Raw genomic sequence first — 17,571 nt, 5'->3', positions numbered from 1 at the left:
CACTTACCCCCTCCCCCGCCCAGCGGGGGAGGGTTGGGGTGGGGGCATTTCAGCGAGCGCCTGACCGGCGCAATCAACGCCCCCTCAATACCCCTTCGCCTGCCCCCCGAAGACGCCCTTGGCCCAGGCGCCGATGCGGTGGCGCCACTGTTCGTGCCAGATGTAGACGCTACCCTTGACCCAGTTCATCTGGATCGCGCGGCGCTGGCCTTCGAACGGGTAATGGCCGTGCCAGGAGGTGTCGCTGCGGCGGAAGCACATCAGCGTGCCTTCCTCCGGCGGGACCTCGGCGGCGTAATCCTCCAGGTTCTCGGAGCGCAGGATGCGCAGGCGGCCCCCGGTGGCCTCCCAGGGCGGGTTCATGTAGATCAGGACCGTGACGACCTTGCTGGCCGAATCCGGGTGGATCTTGCCGTCGGTCGGCCGGCACATGCCGCGCGCCGTGAACATCGTCGGATAGTCCGACAGGTCGAGCCCGAACTTGTCGGAAAACGCCTTGCAGACCTCCGGCCCCTTCAATTCGGCGATCAGCCGGTCGAAGCTCGGCCCCTGGGGGAAGACGCCCAGCGGGATGGAGCCGGGCTTGTCGACCTTGGGATAGTCGCGGTGCAGATCCTCGAGAAACTCCCGCTTCACGAAGCCCGGAACGCAGAGGAAGTCGTAGGGGTCATGCTGCAGAGGGGCGGCGCGGAACTTGTCCAGATCGAGCATGGACATGGGTGCTGAACTCCCAAAGAGCGTGCCGACAGTGGCTTTGCCCCCCAAAACCGGCGTCACTTAAACACGACGGAAGTTTTATGCAATAGGTTTGTCAGGGAAGCAGAGTTCCTGCCGCGCCCGCCATTCGGGGCCGACATAGTTGACGATGATCGACTTGCGCACGCCGTCGATCGGACGTTTCTCGAACCCATGCCAGGTATTGCTCGCGGGGATGAAGATCAGGCCTTCATTGAAGGCGTAGGGAGCGCGGGCGACCACCGTCCGCGTCTCGTCCAGCACGTCGGTGCCCCAGTGCGAGCAGTTCGGACCCTTCGAGAGATAGATCAGCATCGTGAACTTCTTGACGCCGATGTCGGTGTGCGGCTCCAGCCAGAAGCCGTCGGTGTCCTGGCAATATTCGATGCGCAGGCTGGTGCCGGACAGATCGACGTTGCAGGTGCGCTGGATCGCCTCCACCACCGGACGGCCCTGGAAAGCCTGGGCGACCGTCTCGCACACCGCGTATTTCGCCCGGTTCTCCTCGCCGAAGTAGGTGCGCGACGCGTTGTTGGTCTCGCGCTTGCCGTAGGTGTCGGACACCCGCGGCGGCCCCCAGGGTAAGGCGGCGATGGCGTCGGCGTCCTCCTCCGGCAGGGCTTCGGACAGCAGCCAATGCCTGTACGGCGCCTCGGACAGCCGGCTGCGCTCCAGGCAGCGCAGGAAGGAGGCGGAAACGGGGTCGGCGGTGGAGGTCGTGGCGAGCGTGTCGGCGACGGTCATTGCGGCGGTCATGGCGGCGATTGATCCGGAAGGAAGGACGGCCCCCGACCGGCCTGACGGAGGGCGGTCGGTTTGCCAGCGCTTATGGCATGGTCCGTCCCCGAACTCCGCAGACAAAGGATCGCGCCGAAGGGGTGCGCGCATTGGTCGCGCCGCCCCATCTTACCGCCATACCCCGCCGGCCCGTTACGCCAGACCGTGCCGCTTCCGGTGCGCGGGCAGGCGGCGCATCACCTCCTCGGCGACGATCCGCGTCTCGTCCATCGGCTGATAGGTCCAATGGTCGAGCGAGCCGTCGAAGGGCCGGGTGATGCCGTCCTGGTACAGTCCGTCATGGAAGGCGCGGAACTTGGGCGACCCGCCATCCAGCTCGATCACATAGACCGGCTTGCCGGTGGAACAGGCCTCCGACGTCATCGACACGCTGTCGCAGGTCACCACCACCGCGTCGGCGAGACCGAGATAGGCGAAATAGGGGTTCTCGCCGGTGCCGTCCCACACCTCCGCCGGCAGGCCGGACAGGCGGGCGCGCAGGATCGCCTCGTTGTCGGCGCCGGTGCGGCGCGACGGCGTGACCATCAGCCCGGCGCCATGGGTGCGCGTCAGGTTGGCCAGCCGTTCGGCCACGTCGCCCATGATGGTGGGCGTCAGGCGGTAGACGCCGTTGTCACCGCCGATCAGCACGGCGATGCGCGGGTGCGGCAGATGGGCCAGCCGCGGGGCGAAGCGTTCGGCCGCATCGGCCAGTATGGCTGGCGTCACCCGGTGCAGCGCGCCGCGCGTCACCAGCACGTTGTCGGCGCGCAGCTTGTCGTGGCGCGGCACGACGACCAGATCGAAATGCCGCGGGTTCATCACCGGATCCTGGATCTGGACGGTGAAGGTCCGCCCGCGCGACTGACGGCGCACCGCCAGCGAGACGGCGATGGACTGCCGGCCGGTGCCGATCAGGAGGTCGGGCCAGGGTGGCTCCACCGGATCGCCCTCGGGGCCGGCGGCGAAGCGGTTGCCGATGCGCCAGTAGGGGGTCAGCTGGCGCCAGGGGGTGCGCAGGCGGACACGCTTGATCACCGGCGTCAGGCCCAGCGCCTCGGCCAGCCCGATGCACTGGTTTTCCATGCCGGCCTTGCCGTCCGACACCACCCAACACGTCAAAGGTTGCATGAGAACTCGGATCGTTGGGGCTGCGGAGGGGATTGCGGCGAAATGACCGCTATCCGGGTTGCTCGCCCTTGCGGGGGTTTCGGTCTTGGCGTAGACACCATGCCCGTGTAATATCCTTTCTCCAAATCATCCCCGGAGCGACCGAGTACAACCATGCGGCGGGTCAAACTCGACCGAATTGACCGTCGGATTCTGCGCGATCTGCAGAACGACGGCCGGATGACCAACGTGGAGCTTGCCCGACGTGCCGGCATCTCCGCTCCGCCCTGCCTGCGCCGCGTCCGCGCGCTGGAGGAGGCGGGATTCATCCGTGGCTACCACGCCGACGTCAACCCCGATGCACTGGGGTTTGGCGTCACGGTGTTCGCCCAGGTCGGCCTCAGCAGCCAGGCCGAAGCGGACCTAAAGAAATTCGAGGAGCTCGTCAACAGCTGGCCGCTCGTGCGTGAGTGCAACATGCTGGCCGGTGAATATGATTTCGTGCTGAAGATCGTGGCGGAGGACTGGGACGACTACCAGCGCTTCCTGACGACCAAGCTGACGTCGGCGCCCAACGTCGCCCATGTGAAGTCGGCCCTGTCGATCCGCACCAGCAAGCACACCCCCGGCGTTCCCATCGACGTCGATTCGCCCGACATCCCGGAAGGGACCGAGGACGACGAGGACGAGGATTTCGTCGAGGACGAGGCCGAGACGCCGCCCGCCCGCGCCACCCGGCGCTGAACGGGCAAGGCCTAGCGGCCTTCTACAGGGAAGATGCGGCGAGCGCCTGGAGCAGGCCCGCCGCGGCTCCCCCCAGAACCACCCAGTGGATTGCCACGCCGCGCCGGGTCAGGGCGTAGAGCGCGGCCAGCATGATCGCCCAGGTCCAGATCATGCGTCCGGCAGACTGCCCGTCCGGCAGCAGCACCGCCATCCCCAGATAGACACCTAGGTTCAGGATCACCCCCACCACCGCCGCGGCGATGGCGGCCAGTGCCCCGGCGGCCAGACGGTTGTGGATCAGCCGCTCCACATAGGGGGCTCCGGCGAAGATGAACAGGAAGCAGGGCAGGAAGGTGACGTAGGTCGTCAGCACCGCCCCCAGCGTTCCCGCCACCCCCGGCGACAGCACACCCGGCCGGTTCCAGCCGGCGAAGAAGCCGACATACTGCGTGACCAGGATCAGCGGCCCCGGCGTCGTCTCGGCCAATGCCAGCCCGTCGACCATCTCGCGCGGGCCGAGCCAGCCATAGGCGTCCACCGCCTGCCCGGCGATATAGGGCAGAACGGCATAGGCGCCGCCGAAGGTGACGAAGGCCGCCTTGGTGAACAGCGCCGCGATGCCGCGCCAGGGGTCTGTCCCGAAGGCCAGCAGCACCGCTCCCACCGGCACCGCCCACAGCAGAACGAACAGTGCCGCCAGGACCAGCAGTCGGCCGGGCCTGGGCGCCGGCTCCGCCGGGGCGTCGGCTGCGGAGTCGCCGTCGGCCACCGGATGCGGGTGGGCGAACCAGTGGCGGCCCATCCGCGCCGCGACGCCGCCGACCACCGCCGCGGCGCCGATGACCAGCGGGAAGGGCAGATGCAGCGCGAACAGCGCCAGGAAGGCGGCACCGGCCATCGCCACCGCCGCCGGTCCCTTCAGCGTGCGGCGGCCCATCCGCCAAACCGCGGCGACGATGATCGCCACCACCGCCGGTTTGATGCCGTCGAACAGCGCACCGACCAGCCCGGTGTCGCCATGGGCGGCGGCGATCCAGGACAGGGCGAGCAGGACCAGGGCGCCCGGCAGCACGAACAGCCCGCCGGCCACCAGCCCGCCGCGCACACCGTGCAGCCGCCAACCGATATAGGTGGCGAGCTGCTGCGCCTCCGGCCCCGGCAGCAGCATGCAGAAGTTCAGCGCGTGCAGGAACCGCGTCTGGTCGATCCAGCGGCGCCGGTCGACCAGTTCGCTCTGCATCATGGCGATCTGCCCGGCCGGCCCGCCGAAGCTGGTCAGCCCCAGCCGCAGCCAGTAGAGGCAGAAGACGCCGAATGCAGGGATCGTAGCGGAGGGCGGCGGAGCGGGCGGGGGCGGGAGGGGGGCGTCGGTCATGGGAGCACAGCCTAGCGCAAACAGGGCTGCAAGGCAGCGTCCACCATCGGGCAGGGCAGCCGCCGGGGACAATTGAGGGGCGGCCATGGCCTTCCGCAGCGCCGGGGTTTAATGTTGCAACCGCGAGCGCCGCCGTCGTGGCCGGCGCCGGGTATCGGGGACGCTGGAGAATGAAGGCTTCCGCCCGCGGTCGCGCGGCTGTGTTGGGTGCGGCGCTGTGTGCCGGTATCGCGGTGTTCGCCGCCGGGACGTCGACCTATGTGGGAACGGCCCAGGCCGCGGTCGGCGTCCATGCCGAGGAGATCGTCCGCTTTCCGTCCACCGATGGCGACCTGACCGGCGGGGCGCCGACGATGCTGAGCGGACGGCTGCTGCGTCCCTCGGGCGCCGGTCCGCACCCGGCGGTGGTCATGCTGCATGGCTGCGGCGGCCTCTATGCCCGCAACGGCCGGGTGTCGCCGCGCCATGTCTGGTGGGCAACCCACCTGCAGCGCCAGGGCTATGAGGTGCTGATGGTCGACAGCTTCGGTCCGCGCGAGGTGGAGGAGGTCTGCACCACCGCGCTGAAGGACCGCACCGTCCGCGCCACGGTGGAGCGCAAGCGCGACGCCTGGGCGGCGCTGGCCTTTCTGCGCAAGCGGCCGGAGGTGGATCATGCCCGCATCGGCCTGATCGGCTGGTCGCAGGGGGCGGGTACCGTGCTGGCCGCCTATGGCGCCGGGGAAGACGGGCCGGCGGGATCGGAGGAGGGCGGTTTCCGCGCCGCCGTGGCCTTCTACCCCGGCTGCCGTGCGTCGCTGAGCAACGAGGACTGGCGGCCCGACGGCCCGCTGCTGCTGCTGGTCGGCGACAAGGACGACTGGACGCCGCCGGAGGCCTGCGCTGAACTGGCGGGGCGCGAGGGCGTGAAGGACAGGATGGAACTGGTGGTCTATCCCGACACCTACCACGGTTTCGACGCCCCCGACGCCCCGGTGCGCAAGCGCGGGGATCTCGCCACCGCACCTGATGGAACGGCCCATGTCGGCACGAACGAAGACGCCCGCTCGGACGCGATCCGGCGGGTGACGGAGTTCTTCAGGGACAAGCTGCGGGGGTGAGGGGGCGCTGAACGTCCCCTCTCCCCCCCGGGGAGAGGGTTAGGGTGAGGGGGACGCGTGGCGAGGATTATATGAGTCGCAAAGGCGTAGCGCGCCAAGTGGCGTCACGCGGTGCATCCCCCTCACCCCGACCCTCTCCCCGGGGGGGAGAGGGGGGCTTCCGGGGGAAGGGCCGAAGTCTCAGCGGAACTCGACCGAAACAATCTCGTACAGCTTGGAGCCGCCGGGGGTGGAGACTTCCACGCTGTCGCCGACGGACTTGTTGATCAGGGCGCGGGCCAGCGGCGCCTGGATCGACAGCAGGCGGTTCTTGATGTCGCTCTCGTCCTGGCCGACGATCTGGTAGGTCGTCTCCTCGTCCGTGTCCTGGTCGGCCAGGGTCACGGTCGCACCGAACTTCACGGTGTTGCCCGTCAGCTTGGCCGGGTCGATGACCTCGGCGCGGCTGATCTTGTCCTCAAGCTCCAGCACGCGGCCTTCGATGAAGCTCTGACGTTCGCGCGCCGCGTGATACTCGGCGTTTTCCGAAAGGTCGCCATGTTCGCGGGCTTCCGCGATGGCTTTGATGACCGCCGGGCGTTCGGTGATCTTAAGGTGCTTCAATTCCTCCTGGAGGCGGTTGAAGCCCGCCGCTGTCATCGGAACTTTTTCCATGTTCGGTCCATCACCGCTTGCAGTCGTTCGACCTGTCCAAAGCGACATCAAGGACGAAGACGGCGCGGAGGAGGTCCGCCGCGCCGTCGTCCGTCCTTAATACGATCCGCTAAGGTACGACTGCAACGGAGCGACTTCAAGGCTGCCGTTCCGAAGTGCGGCAATCGCTTCCACTGCCGCGCGTGCGCCCGCCACGGTGGTGTAATACGGAATGTTGTAGGTCAGCGCAGTGCGGCGCAGGCTGAAGCTGTCGGACAGCGCCTGGGCGCCTTCCGTGGTGTTGATGACCAGATGCACGTCGCCGTTGATCATGGCGTCGACGATGTGCGGCTGGCCTTCGACCACCTTGTTGATGGTCTCCGCCGGCACGCCGGCATCGCTCAGCACCTTGGCGGTGCCGGACGTGGCGAGGATGCGGAAGCCCATGTCGTGCAGCTTCTTGGAGATCACCGCCAGCGCCGGCTTGTCGCGGTCCTTGACCGAGACGAAGACGCTGCCCTTGACCGGCAGGGTGACGCCGGCGCCGAGCTGCGCCTTGGCGAAGGCGAGCGCGAAGTTGTGGTCGAGGCCCATGACCTCGCCCGTCGACTTCATCTCCGGACCCAGCACGATGTCGACGCCGGGGAAGCGGGCGAAGGGGAAGACCGCTTCCTTGACCGCGGTGTGCGGCGGCGTCGGGCCGTTCAGGGTGAAGGCGGACAGCTTCTCGCCGGCCATGACGCGGGCGGCGATCTTGGCGATGGCGGTGCCGGTGGCCTTGGCGACGAAGGGCACCGTGCGGCTGGCGCGCGGGTTGACCTCCAGGATGTAGACGGTGCCGTCCTTGACCGCGAACTGCACGTTCATCAGGCCGACCACCTTCAGCGCATGGGCGAGCGCGTCGGACTGGCGGTTGATCTCGGCGATGATGTCGGCTGGCAGCGTGTAGGGCGGCAGGGCGCAGGCGCTGTCGCCGGAATGGATGCCGGCCTCCTCGATATGCTCCATCACGCCGGCGACATACACGTCGGTGCCGTCGCAGACGACGTCCACGTCGACCTCGATGGCGTCCTGCAGGTAGCTGTCGATCAGCACCGGGTTCTTGCCCGACACCTGCACCGCGGTGCCCATGTAGCGCTGGAGCCCGGCCATGTCGTGGACGATCTCCATCGCCCGGCCGCCCAGCACGTAGGACGGACGGATGACGACCGGGAAGCCGATGCGGGTGGCGACCGCCTCAGCCTCTTCCAGCGAGCGGGCGAGGCCGTTGGCCGGCTGCTTCAGGTTCAGCTCATGCAGAAGCTTCTGGAAGCGCTCGCGGTCCTCGGCCAGATCGATGGCGTCGGGCGAGGTGCCGAGGATCGGGATGCCGGCGGCTTCCAGCGCGGCGGCGAGCTTCAGCGGGGTCTGGCCGCCGAACTGCACGATGCAGCCCAGGACAGTGCCGTTGCGCTGCTCCACCCGCACCAGCTCCACCACGTCCTCGGCCGTCAGCGGCTCGAAATACAGGCGGTCGGCGGTGTCGTAGTCGGTGGAGACGGTCTCCGGGTTGCAGTTGACCATGATGGTCTCGATGCCGGCCTCCTGCAGGGCGTAGACGGCATGGACGCAGCAATAGTCGAATTCGATGCCCTGGCCGATGCGGTTCGGACCGCCGCCGAGGATGACGACCTTGCGCTTGTCGGTCGGCTCGGACTCGCACTCCGCCTCGCCGGTCCCGTCGGTCTCGTAGGTCGAGTACATGTAAGGGGTGGCCGAGGCGAATTCGGCGGCGCAGGTGTCGATGCGCTTGTAGACCGGGGTGACGCCGGCCATGCGGCGCGCCGCGGCGACCGCCGCCTCGCTGGTCTTCGCCAACTCGGCCAGACGGGCGTCGGAGAAGCCCATCTGCTTCAGCTTCAGCCAGCCGGCCTTGTCGGTCGGCAGGCCGCCGTCGCGGATCGCCGCCTCGCGGTCGGTGATCTCCTTGATCTGCTCAAGGAACCACGGGTCGTACTTGGAGACGGCCTGCACCTCGTCCACGGTGAAGCCATGGCGGAAGGCCTGGGCGATCACCAGCAGACGGTCGGGGGTGGGGGTGGCGAGCGCGCCGCGGATGGCGGTGCGGTCCGGGTTGTCCTCCCCGCCGATCTTCTGCTCGTTGAAGCCGGTCAGGCCGGTCTCCATCGAGCGCAGGGCCTTCTGCACCGACTCCTGGAAGGTGCGGCCGATCGACATCGCCTCACCCACCGACTTCATCGAGGTGGTCAGCAGCGGCTCCGACCCCTTGAACTTCTCGAAGGTGAAGCGCGGCATCTTGGTGACGACGTAATCGATCGTCGGCTCGAAGCTCGCGGGCGTGGTGCCGGTGATGTCGTTGGTCAGTTCGTCCAGGCGGTAGCCGACGGCCAGCTTGGCGGCGATCTTGGCGATGGGGAATCCGGTGGCCTTCGACGCCAGCGCCGAGGAGCGCGACACGCGCGGGTTCATCTCGATCACGATCAGGCGGCCGTTGGCCGGGTTGACCGCGAACTGCACGTTCGAGCCGCCGGTGTCCACCCCGATCTCGCGCAGCACCGCGATCGAGGCGTTGCGCATGATCTGGTATTCCTTGTCCGTCAGCGTCAGCGCCGGGGCGACGGTGATCGAGTCGCCGGTGTGGACGCCCATCGGATCGATGTTCTCGATGGAGCAGACGATGATGCAGTTGTCGGCGCCGTCGCGCACGACCTCCATCTCGTACTCCTTCCAGCCCAGCACCGACTCCTCGATCAGCACCTCGCCGACCGGGCTGGCGCGCAGGCCGCCGCGGACGATGTCCTCGAACTCCGCCCGGTTGTAGGCGATGCCGCCGCCGGTGCCGGCCAGGGTGAAGCTGGGACGGATGATGGCGGGCAGGCCGACGAACTCCAGCGCGTCCATCGCCTCGGCCAGGGTGCGGACCATGCGCGACTTGGGCGATTCGAGGCCCAGCTTGTCCATGGCGTCACGGAACAGGATGCGGTCCTCGGCCTTGGCGATGACGTCGCGCTTGGCGCCGATCATCTCCACGCCGAGACGCTCCAGCGTGCCGTCGTCGGACAGCGCCATCGCCGTGTTCAGCGCGGTCTGGCCGCCCATGGTCGGCAAGAGGGCGTCGGGACGCTCCTTCTCCAGGATCTTGGCGACGACGGCCGGGGTGATCGGCTCGATGTAGGTGGCGTCGGCCAGACCGGGATCGGTCATGATGGTGGCCGGGTTGGAATTGACGAGGATGACCCGGTAGCCTTCCTCGCGCAGCGCCTTGCACGCCTGGACGCCGGAATAATCGAACTCGCATGCCTGTCCGATAACGATCGGACCCGCGCCGATGATGCAGATGGATTTGATGTCGGTGCGTTTGGGCATGGGTCCGCTTCTCTGAAGTGTGGTCAGCCGAAAACCCCCCGGCGCCGGAGGACCGGAGACGGAGAGCGGGGATGGGCATGTCGTGCAAGGCCCCCTTATAGGGGGTTCCGGGCCGGGGGGGAAGGGGTGGCATGGATGTCACCCTCGCATGACTGAATCTCGGGCACGGCACTGCCGCCCCATGCGGGTCTTGAACCGGGCGGGAAAGGGACGCATCAATTCCCCTTCTCCCGTTTCGCATACCCTTTGGAGATACGCCCTAATGAGCCACGCATTCGCCAAGGACAGCCGCGCCTGCGCCGCCTGCGTCTCGTGGGGCGGGGAACGCGCGCTGTCGGAGGACAACACGCTGGTCTACGTCGCCCGCCACGGCGTTGAGGGCGAATGCCGCACCGCCAGCAGCCAGGACTACCGCCGCGTCACCAAGGGCTATCACACCTGCACGGCCTGGGCGCCGCTGCCGATGCTGAAGAAGCATGGCGGGCGGATCGGGCACACGGCGGCGGGCCAGGCGCATGCACTGGTCACCGCCGCGGCGTCGCGGCCGATGCCGCCGGTCTCCCAGCCGGTGCCGGCCGCCGCCGCCTTCGCCGACGCGCCGGTCGCCACACCGGTGCTCGACGTTCCGCCGCCGCCCTGCCGCGCCGACCCGATCGACGTGGAGCAGTCGCCGCAGGTCCGTGTGCTCTACACGCACTGGCTCCGGCTGAAGCGCAAGCGCCGCATGCCGCTGGCGGTCGAGATCGACACCGCCCAGGTGCGCGAGAGCGTGCCGCGCATCGCCCTGATGGAGCCGACCGCCGACGGCAGCGATTTCGTCTACAAATCCTGCGGCCGGGCGCTGCAGCGCCGGCTGGACGGGCGGCCGACCACGCGGCGGGTGACGGAGTGCCATCCCGAACAGGCGGCGCAGCGCTGGCTGTCCGACCTGCGCCTTTGCCTGGAGAGCGGCGAGCCGCGTTGCCTGCTGGTGCGTGACGACCCGATGCTGCCGGGGGCGAAGTTCGTCGAGTTGCTGCTGCCGCTCGCCGACGTCGAGGGCGGGCCGGCGACGCGGGTGCTGGCCTACCGCCATGTGCCGGGCGGATGAGGGAGGCTGCGATGAGCGACGGGCAGAAGGACGGAGCACCGCAGAATGGGCCGGGGCCGGAAATCGTCGGCGTCTGGCCGGCTGCGGTGTGGATCGTCGTCGGCGCCGGGCATTACCTGAACGATCCCGACCATTTCGCCGGCTGGAAGGGGGCGCTGTACTTCGTGCTGGGCACCGGCGTGGTGGCGCTGGTCGGCGGCATCGCCAGCCTGTCGGCCCGCCGCACCGTCGCCGGCATCCAGGAACGGTTGCTTAAGGAGGTTCGCCACCGCCGCGATTGGGCGAGTTGGTGGGTGGCGCTGGGGCTGCGCGGGCTGATCGGACTGGGCGAGGCGGTGCTGGTGACGCTGCTGGCGCTGTGGGCGGTGGCGCTGCTGGGGTGATGGGCGGAAATTCCTAACTTCGATCAGGCGAACAGGCAGTTCTTCAGATGTTGAGATTTGAATTTATGTCTGGACGAAGAGGTGTTGAGCAAATATTCCTATTCCAGGTGTGTTGTGATGGGGGCGGGCGTTATGTCCAGTCAACGGACAAAGGCATCGGCATTGGATGCTCTGCACGCGATGATGCGGGATCCGCGTTATTGGAATGCTGCGGATCCGGAGCGTGAGCGATGGATTGCGAAGGTGACGCGCGGGTTTGACGCGCTATATCCTGATAATTCCCGCCGTGACTTTGCCGGACGTCTGAACGATAAGGCGGAGCATGGCGTTACGGTTCATGTCAACGAATACATCCGAACTGTAAGCGGTGAGGATGTGCTCGTTTCAGAACATGAGCGCGGTTGGCCGTCCGGCAGCGGTCACGCTCAATCCCAGGGTTACACTCCCGGGAATGGCGTGCCGAAAGCTCCGCCGGGTGTGGATATCGATAAGAACATAAAAGAGGCGGAGAATCATTGGGCGCATACTGTCGTGGGTGATTTATGGTTTTATGATCAGGTCAAAAGTTATGGTCCATGGGATTATAAAAGGATATCGAGAGAGTACGAGGAGTTTGGGAACTTCCATTATGGTGCCGTTGGCGCTGCGACGGGATATTCATTGGATACCCTTCAAAGGATGGCTGGCTGGTATCAAGTGACACATGGGAAAAGTGACCCGTCATGGGGGAGGGCGCCCAGTATATTTGAAGCCTATCTTGGGATCGGAGGACGTGCGCCATTTGGAGATGATCCTGTCGATTATAATGATGTGGCGAGAGGATATGAATATTACATAATAAAGCATCGATGGGGAAAGTGATGTTCATTAGAATTGGAAAAATATGGCGTTGGATATCTGCTCTATTGATATTGCTGATTTCGGCTCCGATTATTGTTTTTGTGGTGGGGTATGTGTATGTAGAATATTTTTTTAATTTATGCGAGGTTGAGGAATTTAGCAAAATACCATCGCCAAACGGGAAAATGTCTGTAGTCATCTATTCAATCGACTGTGGTGCGGCAACTAAGTTTAACAGACGGGCAAGCTTGGCTCCAGCGAACAGGGACTTTGATCCAAAGATCGGCAAGCAATTCCTTCATGTACGGGGTGAGCACGACTTCCATGTCAGATGGATCGATGCGGCAACCGTTGAAATCACCGCCTCCGATGCCGCCGCTGCCTTCGGCGAGGGAAACATCGTTCAGAGAGAAAGCGCCATGGATGGAGTCGCCATTTCCTATCGGTGACACTTTCTGTGTCGATAGGTGCATGCCATGCCGGAAAGTAAAGGGGATAAATACTTGCAAAGATGCTGGCAAAATTTTTCTGATTCTGAGCTAAATATTTGGATAAAACATAATACCGAGTGGAAATAGAAAATCATGATTAAAAAATTGCAAATAAAGAGATCAATGTTGGTTGTGGTTGGTGCGTTGCTAGGTGTGCCGATATTGATATACACAATATTTTTCATCTATATCGCTTTTTTCTTTGATATGTGCCGAGTTGATAATCTTGGCGAGACGCCTTCGCCAGATGGAAGGGTGTCAGTGGTCATCTATTCAGTCGATTGTGGTGCAACAACAGGCTTCAACACGCGGGCAACCTTTGCCCCGGCAAATCGGAAGTTCGATCCGGATGGCAGCAAGCAGTTCCTGTATGTGCGGGGACAGCATGACTTCCATGTCAGATGGATCGATGCGGCAACCGTTGAAATCACTGCCGCCGATGCCGCCGCTGCTTTCGGCGAGGGAAACATCGTTCAGAGAGAAAACTCCATGAATGGAGTCGTCATTTCCTATCGATGACGCCGTTGGTGTCGACAGGAGGCCGACGGTGCGGTGGGCGGCGGTTCGATAGCCTGAAAGGTTTCCCGTTAAACGCAAACAGCCCCGCTCCTTGCGGAGACGGGGCTGTTCCAGCAACCAGGCGCTCACTTCTGGCTGGTCTTCATGGTCCAGCCGGGTTCCACGCCGTGCATGTCGGGCAGGCGGTGGGCGATGCCCTTGTGGCAGTCGATGCAGGTGTTCTGGCCGGTGAACAGGTAGGTCTCGTGCATGGTCGCGGCGCGCGGGTTCTGCTTGGTGATGTCCATCGAGTCCGCACTGTGGCAGTTGCGGCATTCCAGCGAGTTGTTGGACTTCAGCCGCGCCCATTCGTGCTCGGCCAGCTCGCGGCGCTTGTCCAGGAACTTCTCGCGGGTGTCGATGGTGCCGAAGATCTTGCCCCAGACCTCCTTCGATGCCTGCATCTTGCGGGCGATCTTGTCGGTCCATTCGTGGGGGACGTGGCAGTCGGGGCAGCTGGCGCGCACGCCCGACCGGTTGGTGAAGTGGATGGTCTGCTTCAGCTCCTCATAGGGATTGTCGCGCATCTCGTGGCAGCTGATGCAGAAGGCCTCCTTGTTGGTCGCCTCCAGCGCGGTGTTGAAGCCGCCCCAGAAGAGGACGCCGGCGATGAAGCCGCCCAGCGTCAGGAAGCCCAGGCTGAAGTGGACGCTGGGGCGGGCGAACAGCCGCCACAGGCACGTAAAGGCGGATCGGATCGTCATTTCTGGCCGCCTTGGGCATGGCCCAGGACCGAGTCGAAGTCGCGGAAGCTGTTGGGAACGATGGGCTGCGCGTCGGTCTGCTGGACGTGGCACTGGGTGCAGAAGTAGCGGCGCGCCGCCACCGTGCCCAGCGTCTGGCCGTCACGGTCCTGGAAATGGGTGACCGACAGCATCGGCGCCTGCGAGCCGGCCGTGTTGCGGCGGTCGTGGCAGGTCAGGCACTTGTTGATGTTCAGGTCGATCTGGTAGTCGCGGATGGCATGCGGGATCAGCGGCGGCTGGTCGGCGTAGTTGCGCACGCGCTTCTGGTCGTCGGTGATCTCGCGGTGGGTCGCCTCGGCCGGGACATCCGTGGTGATCGGATGGTTGGCGGAGGGGACCTTGATCCCCCCCACGGTGCCGGTAGCGTTGGCTGCGGCCTGGGCCATCACGACGGGCTTGTCGGCGGCGACCACACCGGAGGTGACGCCGATGGTCAGGGCCGGGACGCCGGCCAGCAGGGCCAGCGCGGCGATCAGGAAACGGGTCTTCATGATGCCGGCACTCCTCAGGCGTTCACGACGGGCGTGATCTTGACCGCGCATTTCTTGAAGTCGGTCTGTTTGCTGATGGGATCGGTGGCGTCGAGCGTCACCTTGTTGATGAGGACCGTGTGGTCGAAGAAGGGGACGAAGACCAGGCCGCGCGGCGGCTTGTTGCGTCCGCGCGTCTCGACCCGCACCCGCACCTCGCCGCGCCGCGAGGTGATGCGCACCTCCTGCCCGCGCCGGACGTTCAGGTCCTTGGCGTCGTCGGGGTGCATGAACACCACGGCGTTGGGGAAGGCCTTGCGCAGCTCCGGCACGCGCAGCGTCATCGATCCGCTGTGCCAGTGCTCGATCACGCGGCCGGTCGACAGCCAGAACGGGTAGTCGGCGTCGGGCGCCTCGGCGGGCGGCTCGTAGGGCAGGGCGAAGACATTCGCCTTGCCGTCCTTGTTGCCGTAGAAGCGCATGCCTTCACCGGCCTTCACGTAGGGGTCGGAGCCCTCGCGGTAGCGCCACTTGGTCTCCTTGCCGTCCACCACCGGCCAGCGCAGGCCGCGCTCCTGGTGGTACAGGTCGAAGGGCGCCAGATCATGGCCGTGGCCGCGGCCGAAGGCGGCATATTCCTCGAACAGGCCCTTCTGGACGTAGAAGCCGGCATCCTTGGCCTCGTGGTTCCCGTAGTTCGGGTCGAGGTCGGACAGCGGGAAGCGGTCGACCTGGCCGTTGCGGAACAGCACGTCGTAGAGGCTCTTGCCGCGGTATTCCGGCTTCTTGTTCAGGAGTTCTTCCGGCCACACCTCCTCGATGCGGAAGCGCTTGGAGAACTCCATGATCTGCCACAGGTCGGACTTGGCACCGTCCGGCGCGTCGACCAGCTGGCGCCACAGCTGCGTGCGGCGTTCGGCGTTGCCGTAGCCGCCCTCCTTCTCCACCCACATGGCGGTGGGCAGGATCAGGTCGGCGGCCAACGCCGTCACGGTGGGGTAGGGATCGGAAACGACGACGAAGTTCTCCGGGTTGCGGTAGCCGGGGAAGGTCTCCTTCGCCGTGTTCGGGGCCGTCTGCATGTTGTTGTTGCACATGACCCAGTAGGCGTTGAGCTTGCCGTCCTTGAGCATGCGGTCCTGCAGAACGGCGTGGTAGCCGATCTTGTCGGGGATGGTCCCCTCCGGCAGCTTCCAGATCTCCTCGGCGTGTTTGCGGTGCTCGGGGTTGGTCACCACCATGTCGGCGGGCAGCCGGTGGGCGAAGGTGCCGACCTCGCGCGCGGTGCCGCAGGCGGACGGCTGGCCGGTCAGCGAGAAGGGACCGTTGCCGGGCTGGGAGATTTTGCCGGTCAGCAGGTGGATGTTGTAGACGAGGTTGTTGGCCCAGACGCCGCGGACATGCTGGTTGAAGCCCATGGTCCAGAAGGACACGACCTTCACCTTCGGGTCGGCATACAGCTCGGCCAGCGCCTCCAGCCGGTTCTTCGGCACGCCCGACAGCTCGTGCGCCTTGTCCAGCGTGTAGGGCTCGACGAACTTGGCGAACTCGTCGAAGCTGATCGGGTCGGAGTCGTTGGCCTTGGCGGCGTTCTTCGCCTTCTGCTCCAGCGCATGTTCCGGACGCAGGCCATAGCCGATGTCGTCGCGGCCGCGCTTGAAGTTGCAGTGCTTCTCGATGAACTCCTTGTTCACCCGGCCGGTCTTGATGATGTGGTTGGCGATGTAGTTGAGGATCGCCAGATCGGAACCGGGGGTGAAGACCAGGCCGATGTCGGCGAGGTCGAAGCTGCGGTGCTCGAAGGTGGAGAGGACGGCAACCTTGCAGTCGGGATGGCTGAGACGGCGGTCGGTGACGCGCGTCCACAGGATGGGGTGCATCTCCGCCATGTTGGAGCCCCACAGCACGAAGGCGTCGGCCTGCTCCATGTCGTCGTAGCAGCCCATCGGCTCGTCCATGCCGAAGGTGCGCATGAAGCCGGCCACCGCCGACGCCATGCAGTGGCGGGCGTTCGGGTCCAGGTTGTTGGAGCGCAGGCCTGCCTTCATCAGCTTGGAGGCGGCATAGCCCTCGTAGATGGTCCACTGGCCGGAGCCGAACATGCCGACGGCGGTCGGACCCTTCTTCTTCAGGGTCTCCTTCCACTTCTGCGCCATGATGTCGAAGGCGGCGTCCCAGGTGATCGGCTGGAACTCGCCGTCCTTGTCGTAGTTGCCGTCCTTCATGCGCAGCAGGGGCTGGTTCAGCCGATCCTCGCCATACATGATCTTGGACAGGAAATAGCCCTTCACGCAGTTCAGGCCGCGGTTCACCTCGGCCTTCACGTCGCCGTGGGTGGCGACCACGCGGCCGTCCTTGACGCCGACCATCACGCCGCAGCCGGTGCCGCAGAACCGGCAGGGGGCCTTGGACCAGTTCAGCTTGGCGCCCTCGCCGGTGAGGATGTTTGCGGCCGATGCAGGCATTGAGATTCCGGCCGCCGCGGCGGCGGCAGCGGCGGCTTGCGCCTTCAGGTAATCGCGGCGGGACAGGAACATGCGATGGACTCCAGTCTTGGAGGAATTTCGTTCGGAATGGGCGGATGCGGCGCGCCTGGACGGCTGTGGCCGTCAGGCTGCGTCGATCGCGTCCGCGGGTTCGTAGTGGTGGTAGACCATGGTCGTGGTGTGCACGCCGGGCACGGCGTTCAACTGGGCGATGCGGTCCACCACCTCGGCGGCGCTGGAGGTGACCAGCGTCACGACGGCCTTGCCGTTCTCCGATGCGCACCACTCCAGCCCGGCGACGGCGTTCGCCGCCTCGCGCACCGCCTCGGTGCGGTCGGGGCTGTGCTGGATGACGAGGCTGGAGATGTGGACTTCGGGGGCGCGGGGCATGTCGGAAGACTCAGTGGGTGAGGAGCTGGTACATCCAGATCGAGAAGCCGTAGGCCGACACGGAGCCGATGGCGATCAGCGGCCAGACCAGGAAGGCGAGCCACAGGAACATCAGTCCCTCGGCCCGGCGGGTCGGAGCCGGATCGGATTCGGTCGCGATCCGATCGGACGGATGGGACAGGACGGGGGAACTGGTGGGCCTCATGGCTGCACTCTCGGTCGGTGCGGGAACGGATCGACCGATACCAAGGGATGGTCCTTAGGTACCGGTTTTCGGCCCTTAGTATCGATACTT

At 65.7% G+C, this 17,571-nt stretch carries 18 protein-coding genes; 7 read left to right on the top strand and 11 right to left on the bottom strand.

Annotated features, from left to right (window positions below; all coding sequences use genetic code 11):
- Positions 1-84 precede the first annotated feature (84 nt).
- The 3 genes from FZ983_RS29935 to FZ983_RS29925 form a co-directional block, all read right to left on the bottom strand.
- Positions 85-717, bottom strand: coding sequence for a 2OG-Fe(II) oxygenase (locus FZ983_RS29935; RefSeq protein WP_149228208.1), 633 nt, complete (start codon positions 715-717; stop codon positions 85-87).
- Between the two features lie 78 nt (positions 718-795).
- Complete coding sequence (locus FZ983_RS29930) at positions 796-1,491, bottom strand: 2OG-Fe(II) oxygenase (RefSeq protein ID WP_247884038.1); 696 nt, start codon at positions 1,489-1,491, stop codon at positions 796-798.
- Positions 1,492-1,665: 174 nt separating this feature from the next.
- The gene (locus FZ983_RS29925) at positions 1,666-2,643 is read right to left on the bottom strand and encodes a mitochondrial fission ELM1 family protein (protein WP_149228207.1); all 978 of its coding nucleotides are present in this window, start codon (positions 2,641-2,643) and stop codon (positions 1,666-1,668) included.
- 153 nt (positions 2,644-2,796) lie between these two features.
- Between FZ983_RS29925 and FZ983_RS29920 the strand changes: the two genes are divergently transcribed.
- The gene (locus tag FZ983_RS29920) at positions 2,797-3,366 is read left to right on the top strand and encodes an Lrp/AsnC family transcriptional regulator (protein WP_149228206.1); all 570 of its coding nucleotides are present in this window, start codon (positions 2,797-2,799) and stop codon (positions 3,364-3,366) included.
- Positions 3,367-3,388: 22 nt separating this feature from the next.
- Here the strand turns inward: FZ983_RS29920 and chrA are convergent, their stop codons facing one another.
- Positions 3,389-4,723: a chromate efflux transporter gene (gene chrA, locus FZ983_RS29915; RefSeq protein WP_149228205.1), complete on the bottom strand. Its 1,335-nt coding sequence runs from the start codon at positions 4,721-4,723 to the stop codon at positions 3,389-3,391.
- Positions 4,724-4,893: 170 nt separating this feature from the next.
- On the opposite strand from chrA, the gene FZ983_RS29910 reads away from it, so the two are divergent.
- Positions 4,894-5,823 (top strand): dienelactone hydrolase family protein, encoded by a 930-nt coding sequence (locus tag FZ983_RS29910; protein WP_149228204.1) that lies wholly within the window; start codon positions 4,894-4,896, stop codon positions 5,821-5,823.
- A 180-nt stretch (positions 5,824-6,003) separates the two neighbouring features.
- Here FZ983_RS29910 and greA read toward each other — a convergent pair whose 3' ends face one another.
- Positions 6,004-6,477 (bottom strand): transcription elongation factor GreA, encoded by a 474-nt coding sequence (gene greA / locus FZ983_RS29905; protein WP_063633617.1) that lies wholly within the window; start codon positions 6,475-6,477, stop codon positions 6,004-6,006.
- Positions 6,478-6,573: 96 nt separating this feature from the next.
- The gene (carB, locus tag FZ983_RS29900; RefSeq protein WP_149228203.1) at positions 6,574-9,822 is read right to left on the bottom strand and encodes a carbamoyl-phosphate synthase large subunit; all 3,249 of its coding nucleotides are present in this window, start codon (positions 9,820-9,822) and stop codon (positions 6,574-6,576) included.
- A gap of 262 nt (positions 9,823-10,084) precedes the next feature.
- Here carB and FZ983_RS29895 point away from each other — a divergent pair, with 262 nt between their 5' ends.
- The 5 genes from FZ983_RS29895 (at position 10,085) to FZ983_RS29875 (ending at position 13,145) form a co-directional block, all read left to right on the top strand.
- Entirely contained in the window at positions 10,085-10,912 is an 828-nt protein-coding gene (locus tag FZ983_RS29895; protein ID WP_149228202.1) for a hypothetical protein, read from the top strand.
- A gap of 11 nt (positions 10,913-10,923) precedes the next feature.
- The gene (locus FZ983_RS29890; RefSeq protein WP_149228201.1) at positions 10,924-11,295 is read left to right on the top strand and encodes a hypothetical protein; all 372 of its coding nucleotides are present in this window, start codon (positions 10,924-10,926) and stop codon (positions 11,293-11,295) included.
- Positions 11,296-11,379: 84 nt separating this feature from the next.
- Positions 11,380-12,156: a polymorphic toxin type 44 domain-containing protein gene (locus FZ983_RS29885; protein ID WP_149228200.1), complete on the top strand. Its 777-nt coding sequence runs from the start codon at positions 11,380-11,382 to the stop codon at positions 12,154-12,156.
- Positions 12,144-12,584 carry a DUF5412 family protein gene (locus tag FZ983_RS29880; protein ID WP_149228199.1) on the top strand — a complete coding sequence of 147 codons (441 nt, stop codon included), beginning with the start codon at positions 12,144-12,146 and terminating at the stop codon, positions 12,582-12,584. Before FZ983_RS29885 ends, FZ983_RS29880 begins: the two co-directional genes overlap by 13 nt.
- A 135-nt stretch (positions 12,585-12,719) precedes the next feature.
- Positions 12,720-13,145, top strand: coding sequence for a DUF5412 family protein (locus FZ983_RS29875; protein ID WP_149228198.1), 426 nt, complete (start codon positions 12,720-12,722; stop codon positions 13,143-13,145).
- Positions 13,146-13,270: 125 nt separating this feature from the next.
- On the opposite strand, the gene FZ983_RS29870 is transcribed toward FZ983_RS29875, so the two are convergent.
- The 5 genes from FZ983_RS29870 to FZ983_RS29850 all read right to left on the bottom strand — a co-directional run bounded on the left by FZ983_RS29870 (position 13,271) and on the right by FZ983_RS29850 (position 17,481).
- Entirely contained in the window at positions 13,271-13,888 is a 618-nt protein-coding gene (locus FZ983_RS29870) for a NapC/NirT family cytochrome c (protein ID WP_149228197.1), read from the bottom strand.
- Entirely contained in the window at positions 13,885-14,421 is a 537-nt protein-coding gene (locus tag FZ983_RS29865; protein WP_188092574.1) for a nitrate reductase cytochrome c-type subunit, read from the bottom strand. Before FZ983_RS29865 ends, FZ983_RS29870 begins: the two co-directional genes overlap by 4 nt.
- 14 nt (positions 14,422-14,435) lie before the next feature.
- Positions 14,436-16,937, bottom strand: coding sequence for a nitrate reductase catalytic subunit NapA (napA, locus tag FZ983_RS29860; protein ID WP_149228195.1), 2,502 nt, complete (start codon positions 16,935-16,937; stop codon positions 14,436-14,438).
- A gap of 72 nt (positions 16,938-17,009) precedes the next feature.
- Positions 17,010-17,276, bottom strand: coding sequence for a chaperone NapD (locus tag FZ983_RS29855; RefSeq protein WP_149228194.1), 267 nt, complete (start codon positions 17,274-17,276; stop codon positions 17,010-17,012).
- 10 nt (positions 17,277-17,286) lie between these two features.
- Positions 17,287-17,481, bottom strand: coding sequence for a periplasmic nitrate reductase, NapE protein (locus FZ983_RS29850; protein ID WP_014246631.1), 195 nt, complete (start codon positions 17,479-17,481; stop codon positions 17,287-17,289).
- Between the last annotated feature and the right edge of the window lie 90 nt (positions 17,482-17,571).

This window comes from Azospirillum sp. B21 (assembly GCF_008364825.1).
Classification (GTDB): Bacteria; Pseudomonadota; Alphaproteobacteria; order Azospirillales; family Azospirillaceae; genus Azospirillum.
The sequence above is the reverse complement of the archived record's forward strand: the minus strand, read 5'-3'. Positions and strand labels throughout refer to the sequence as shown.

Bases quoted from the DNA above. Each gene is read 5' to 3' on its own strand.
- FZ983_RS29935 (WP_149228208.1), bottom strand. From the start codon at position 717: ATGTCCATGCTCGATCTGGACAAGTTCCGCGCCGCCCCTCTGCAGCAT.
- FZ983_RS29930 (WP_247884038.1), bottom strand. From the start codon at position 1,491: ATGACCGCCGCAATGACCGTCGCCGACACGCTCGCCACGACCTCCACC.
- FZ983_RS29925 (WP_149228207.1), bottom strand. From the start codon at position 2,643: ATGCAACCTTTGACGTGTTGGGTGGTGTCGGACGGCAAGGCCGGCATG.
- FZ983_RS29920 (WP_149228206.1), top strand. From the start codon at position 2,797: ATGCGGCGGGTCAAACTCGACCGAATTGACCGTCGGATTCTGCGCGAT.
- chrA (WP_149228205.1), bottom strand. From the start codon at position 4,723: ATGACCGACGCCCCCCTCCCGCCCCCGCCCGCTCCGCCGCCCTCCGCT.
- FZ983_RS29910 (WP_149228204.1), top strand. From the start codon at position 4,894: ATGAAGGCTTCCGCCCGCGGTCGCGCGGCTGTGTTGGGTGCGGCGCTG.
- greA (WP_063633617.1), bottom strand. From the start codon at position 6,477: ATGGAAAAAGTTCCGATGACAGCGGCGGGCTTCAACCGCCTCCAGGAG.
- carB (WP_149228203.1), bottom strand. From the start codon at position 9,822: ATGCCCAAACGCACCGACATCAAATCCATCTGCATCATCGGCGCGGGT.
- FZ983_RS29895 (WP_149228202.1), top strand. From the start codon at position 10,085: ATGAGCCACGCATTCGCCAAGGACAGCCGCGCCTGCGCCGCCTGCGTC.
- FZ983_RS29890 (WP_149228201.1), top strand. From the start codon at position 10,924: ATGAGCGACGGGCAGAAGGACGGAGCACCGCAGAATGGGCCGGGGCCG.
- FZ983_RS29880 (WP_149228199.1), top strand. From the start codon at position 12,144: ATGGGGAAAGTGATGTTCATTAGAATTGGAAAAATATGGCGTTGGATA.
- FZ983_RS29875 (WP_149228198.1), top strand. From the start codon at position 12,720: ATGATTAAAAAATTGCAAATAAAGAGATCAATGTTGGTTGTGGTTGGT.
- FZ983_RS29870 (WP_149228197.1), bottom strand. From the start codon at position 13,888: ATGACGATCCGATCCGCCTTTACGTGCCTGTGGCGGCTGTTCGCCCGC.
- FZ983_RS29865 (WP_188092574.1), bottom strand. From the start codon at position 14,421: ATGAAGACCCGTTTCCTGATCGCCGCGCTGGCCCTGCTGGCCGGCGTC.
- napA (WP_149228195.1), bottom strand. From the start codon at position 16,937: ATGTTCCTGTCCCGCCGCGATTACCTGAAGGCGCAAGCCGCCGCTGCC.
- FZ983_RS29855 (WP_149228194.1), bottom strand. From the start codon at position 17,276: ATGCCCCGCGCCCCCGAAGTCCACATCTCCAGCCTCGTCATCCAGCAC.
- FZ983_RS29850 (WP_014246631.1), bottom strand. From the start codon at position 17,481: ATGAGGCCCACCAGTTCCCCCGTCCTGTCCCATCCGTCCGATCGGATC.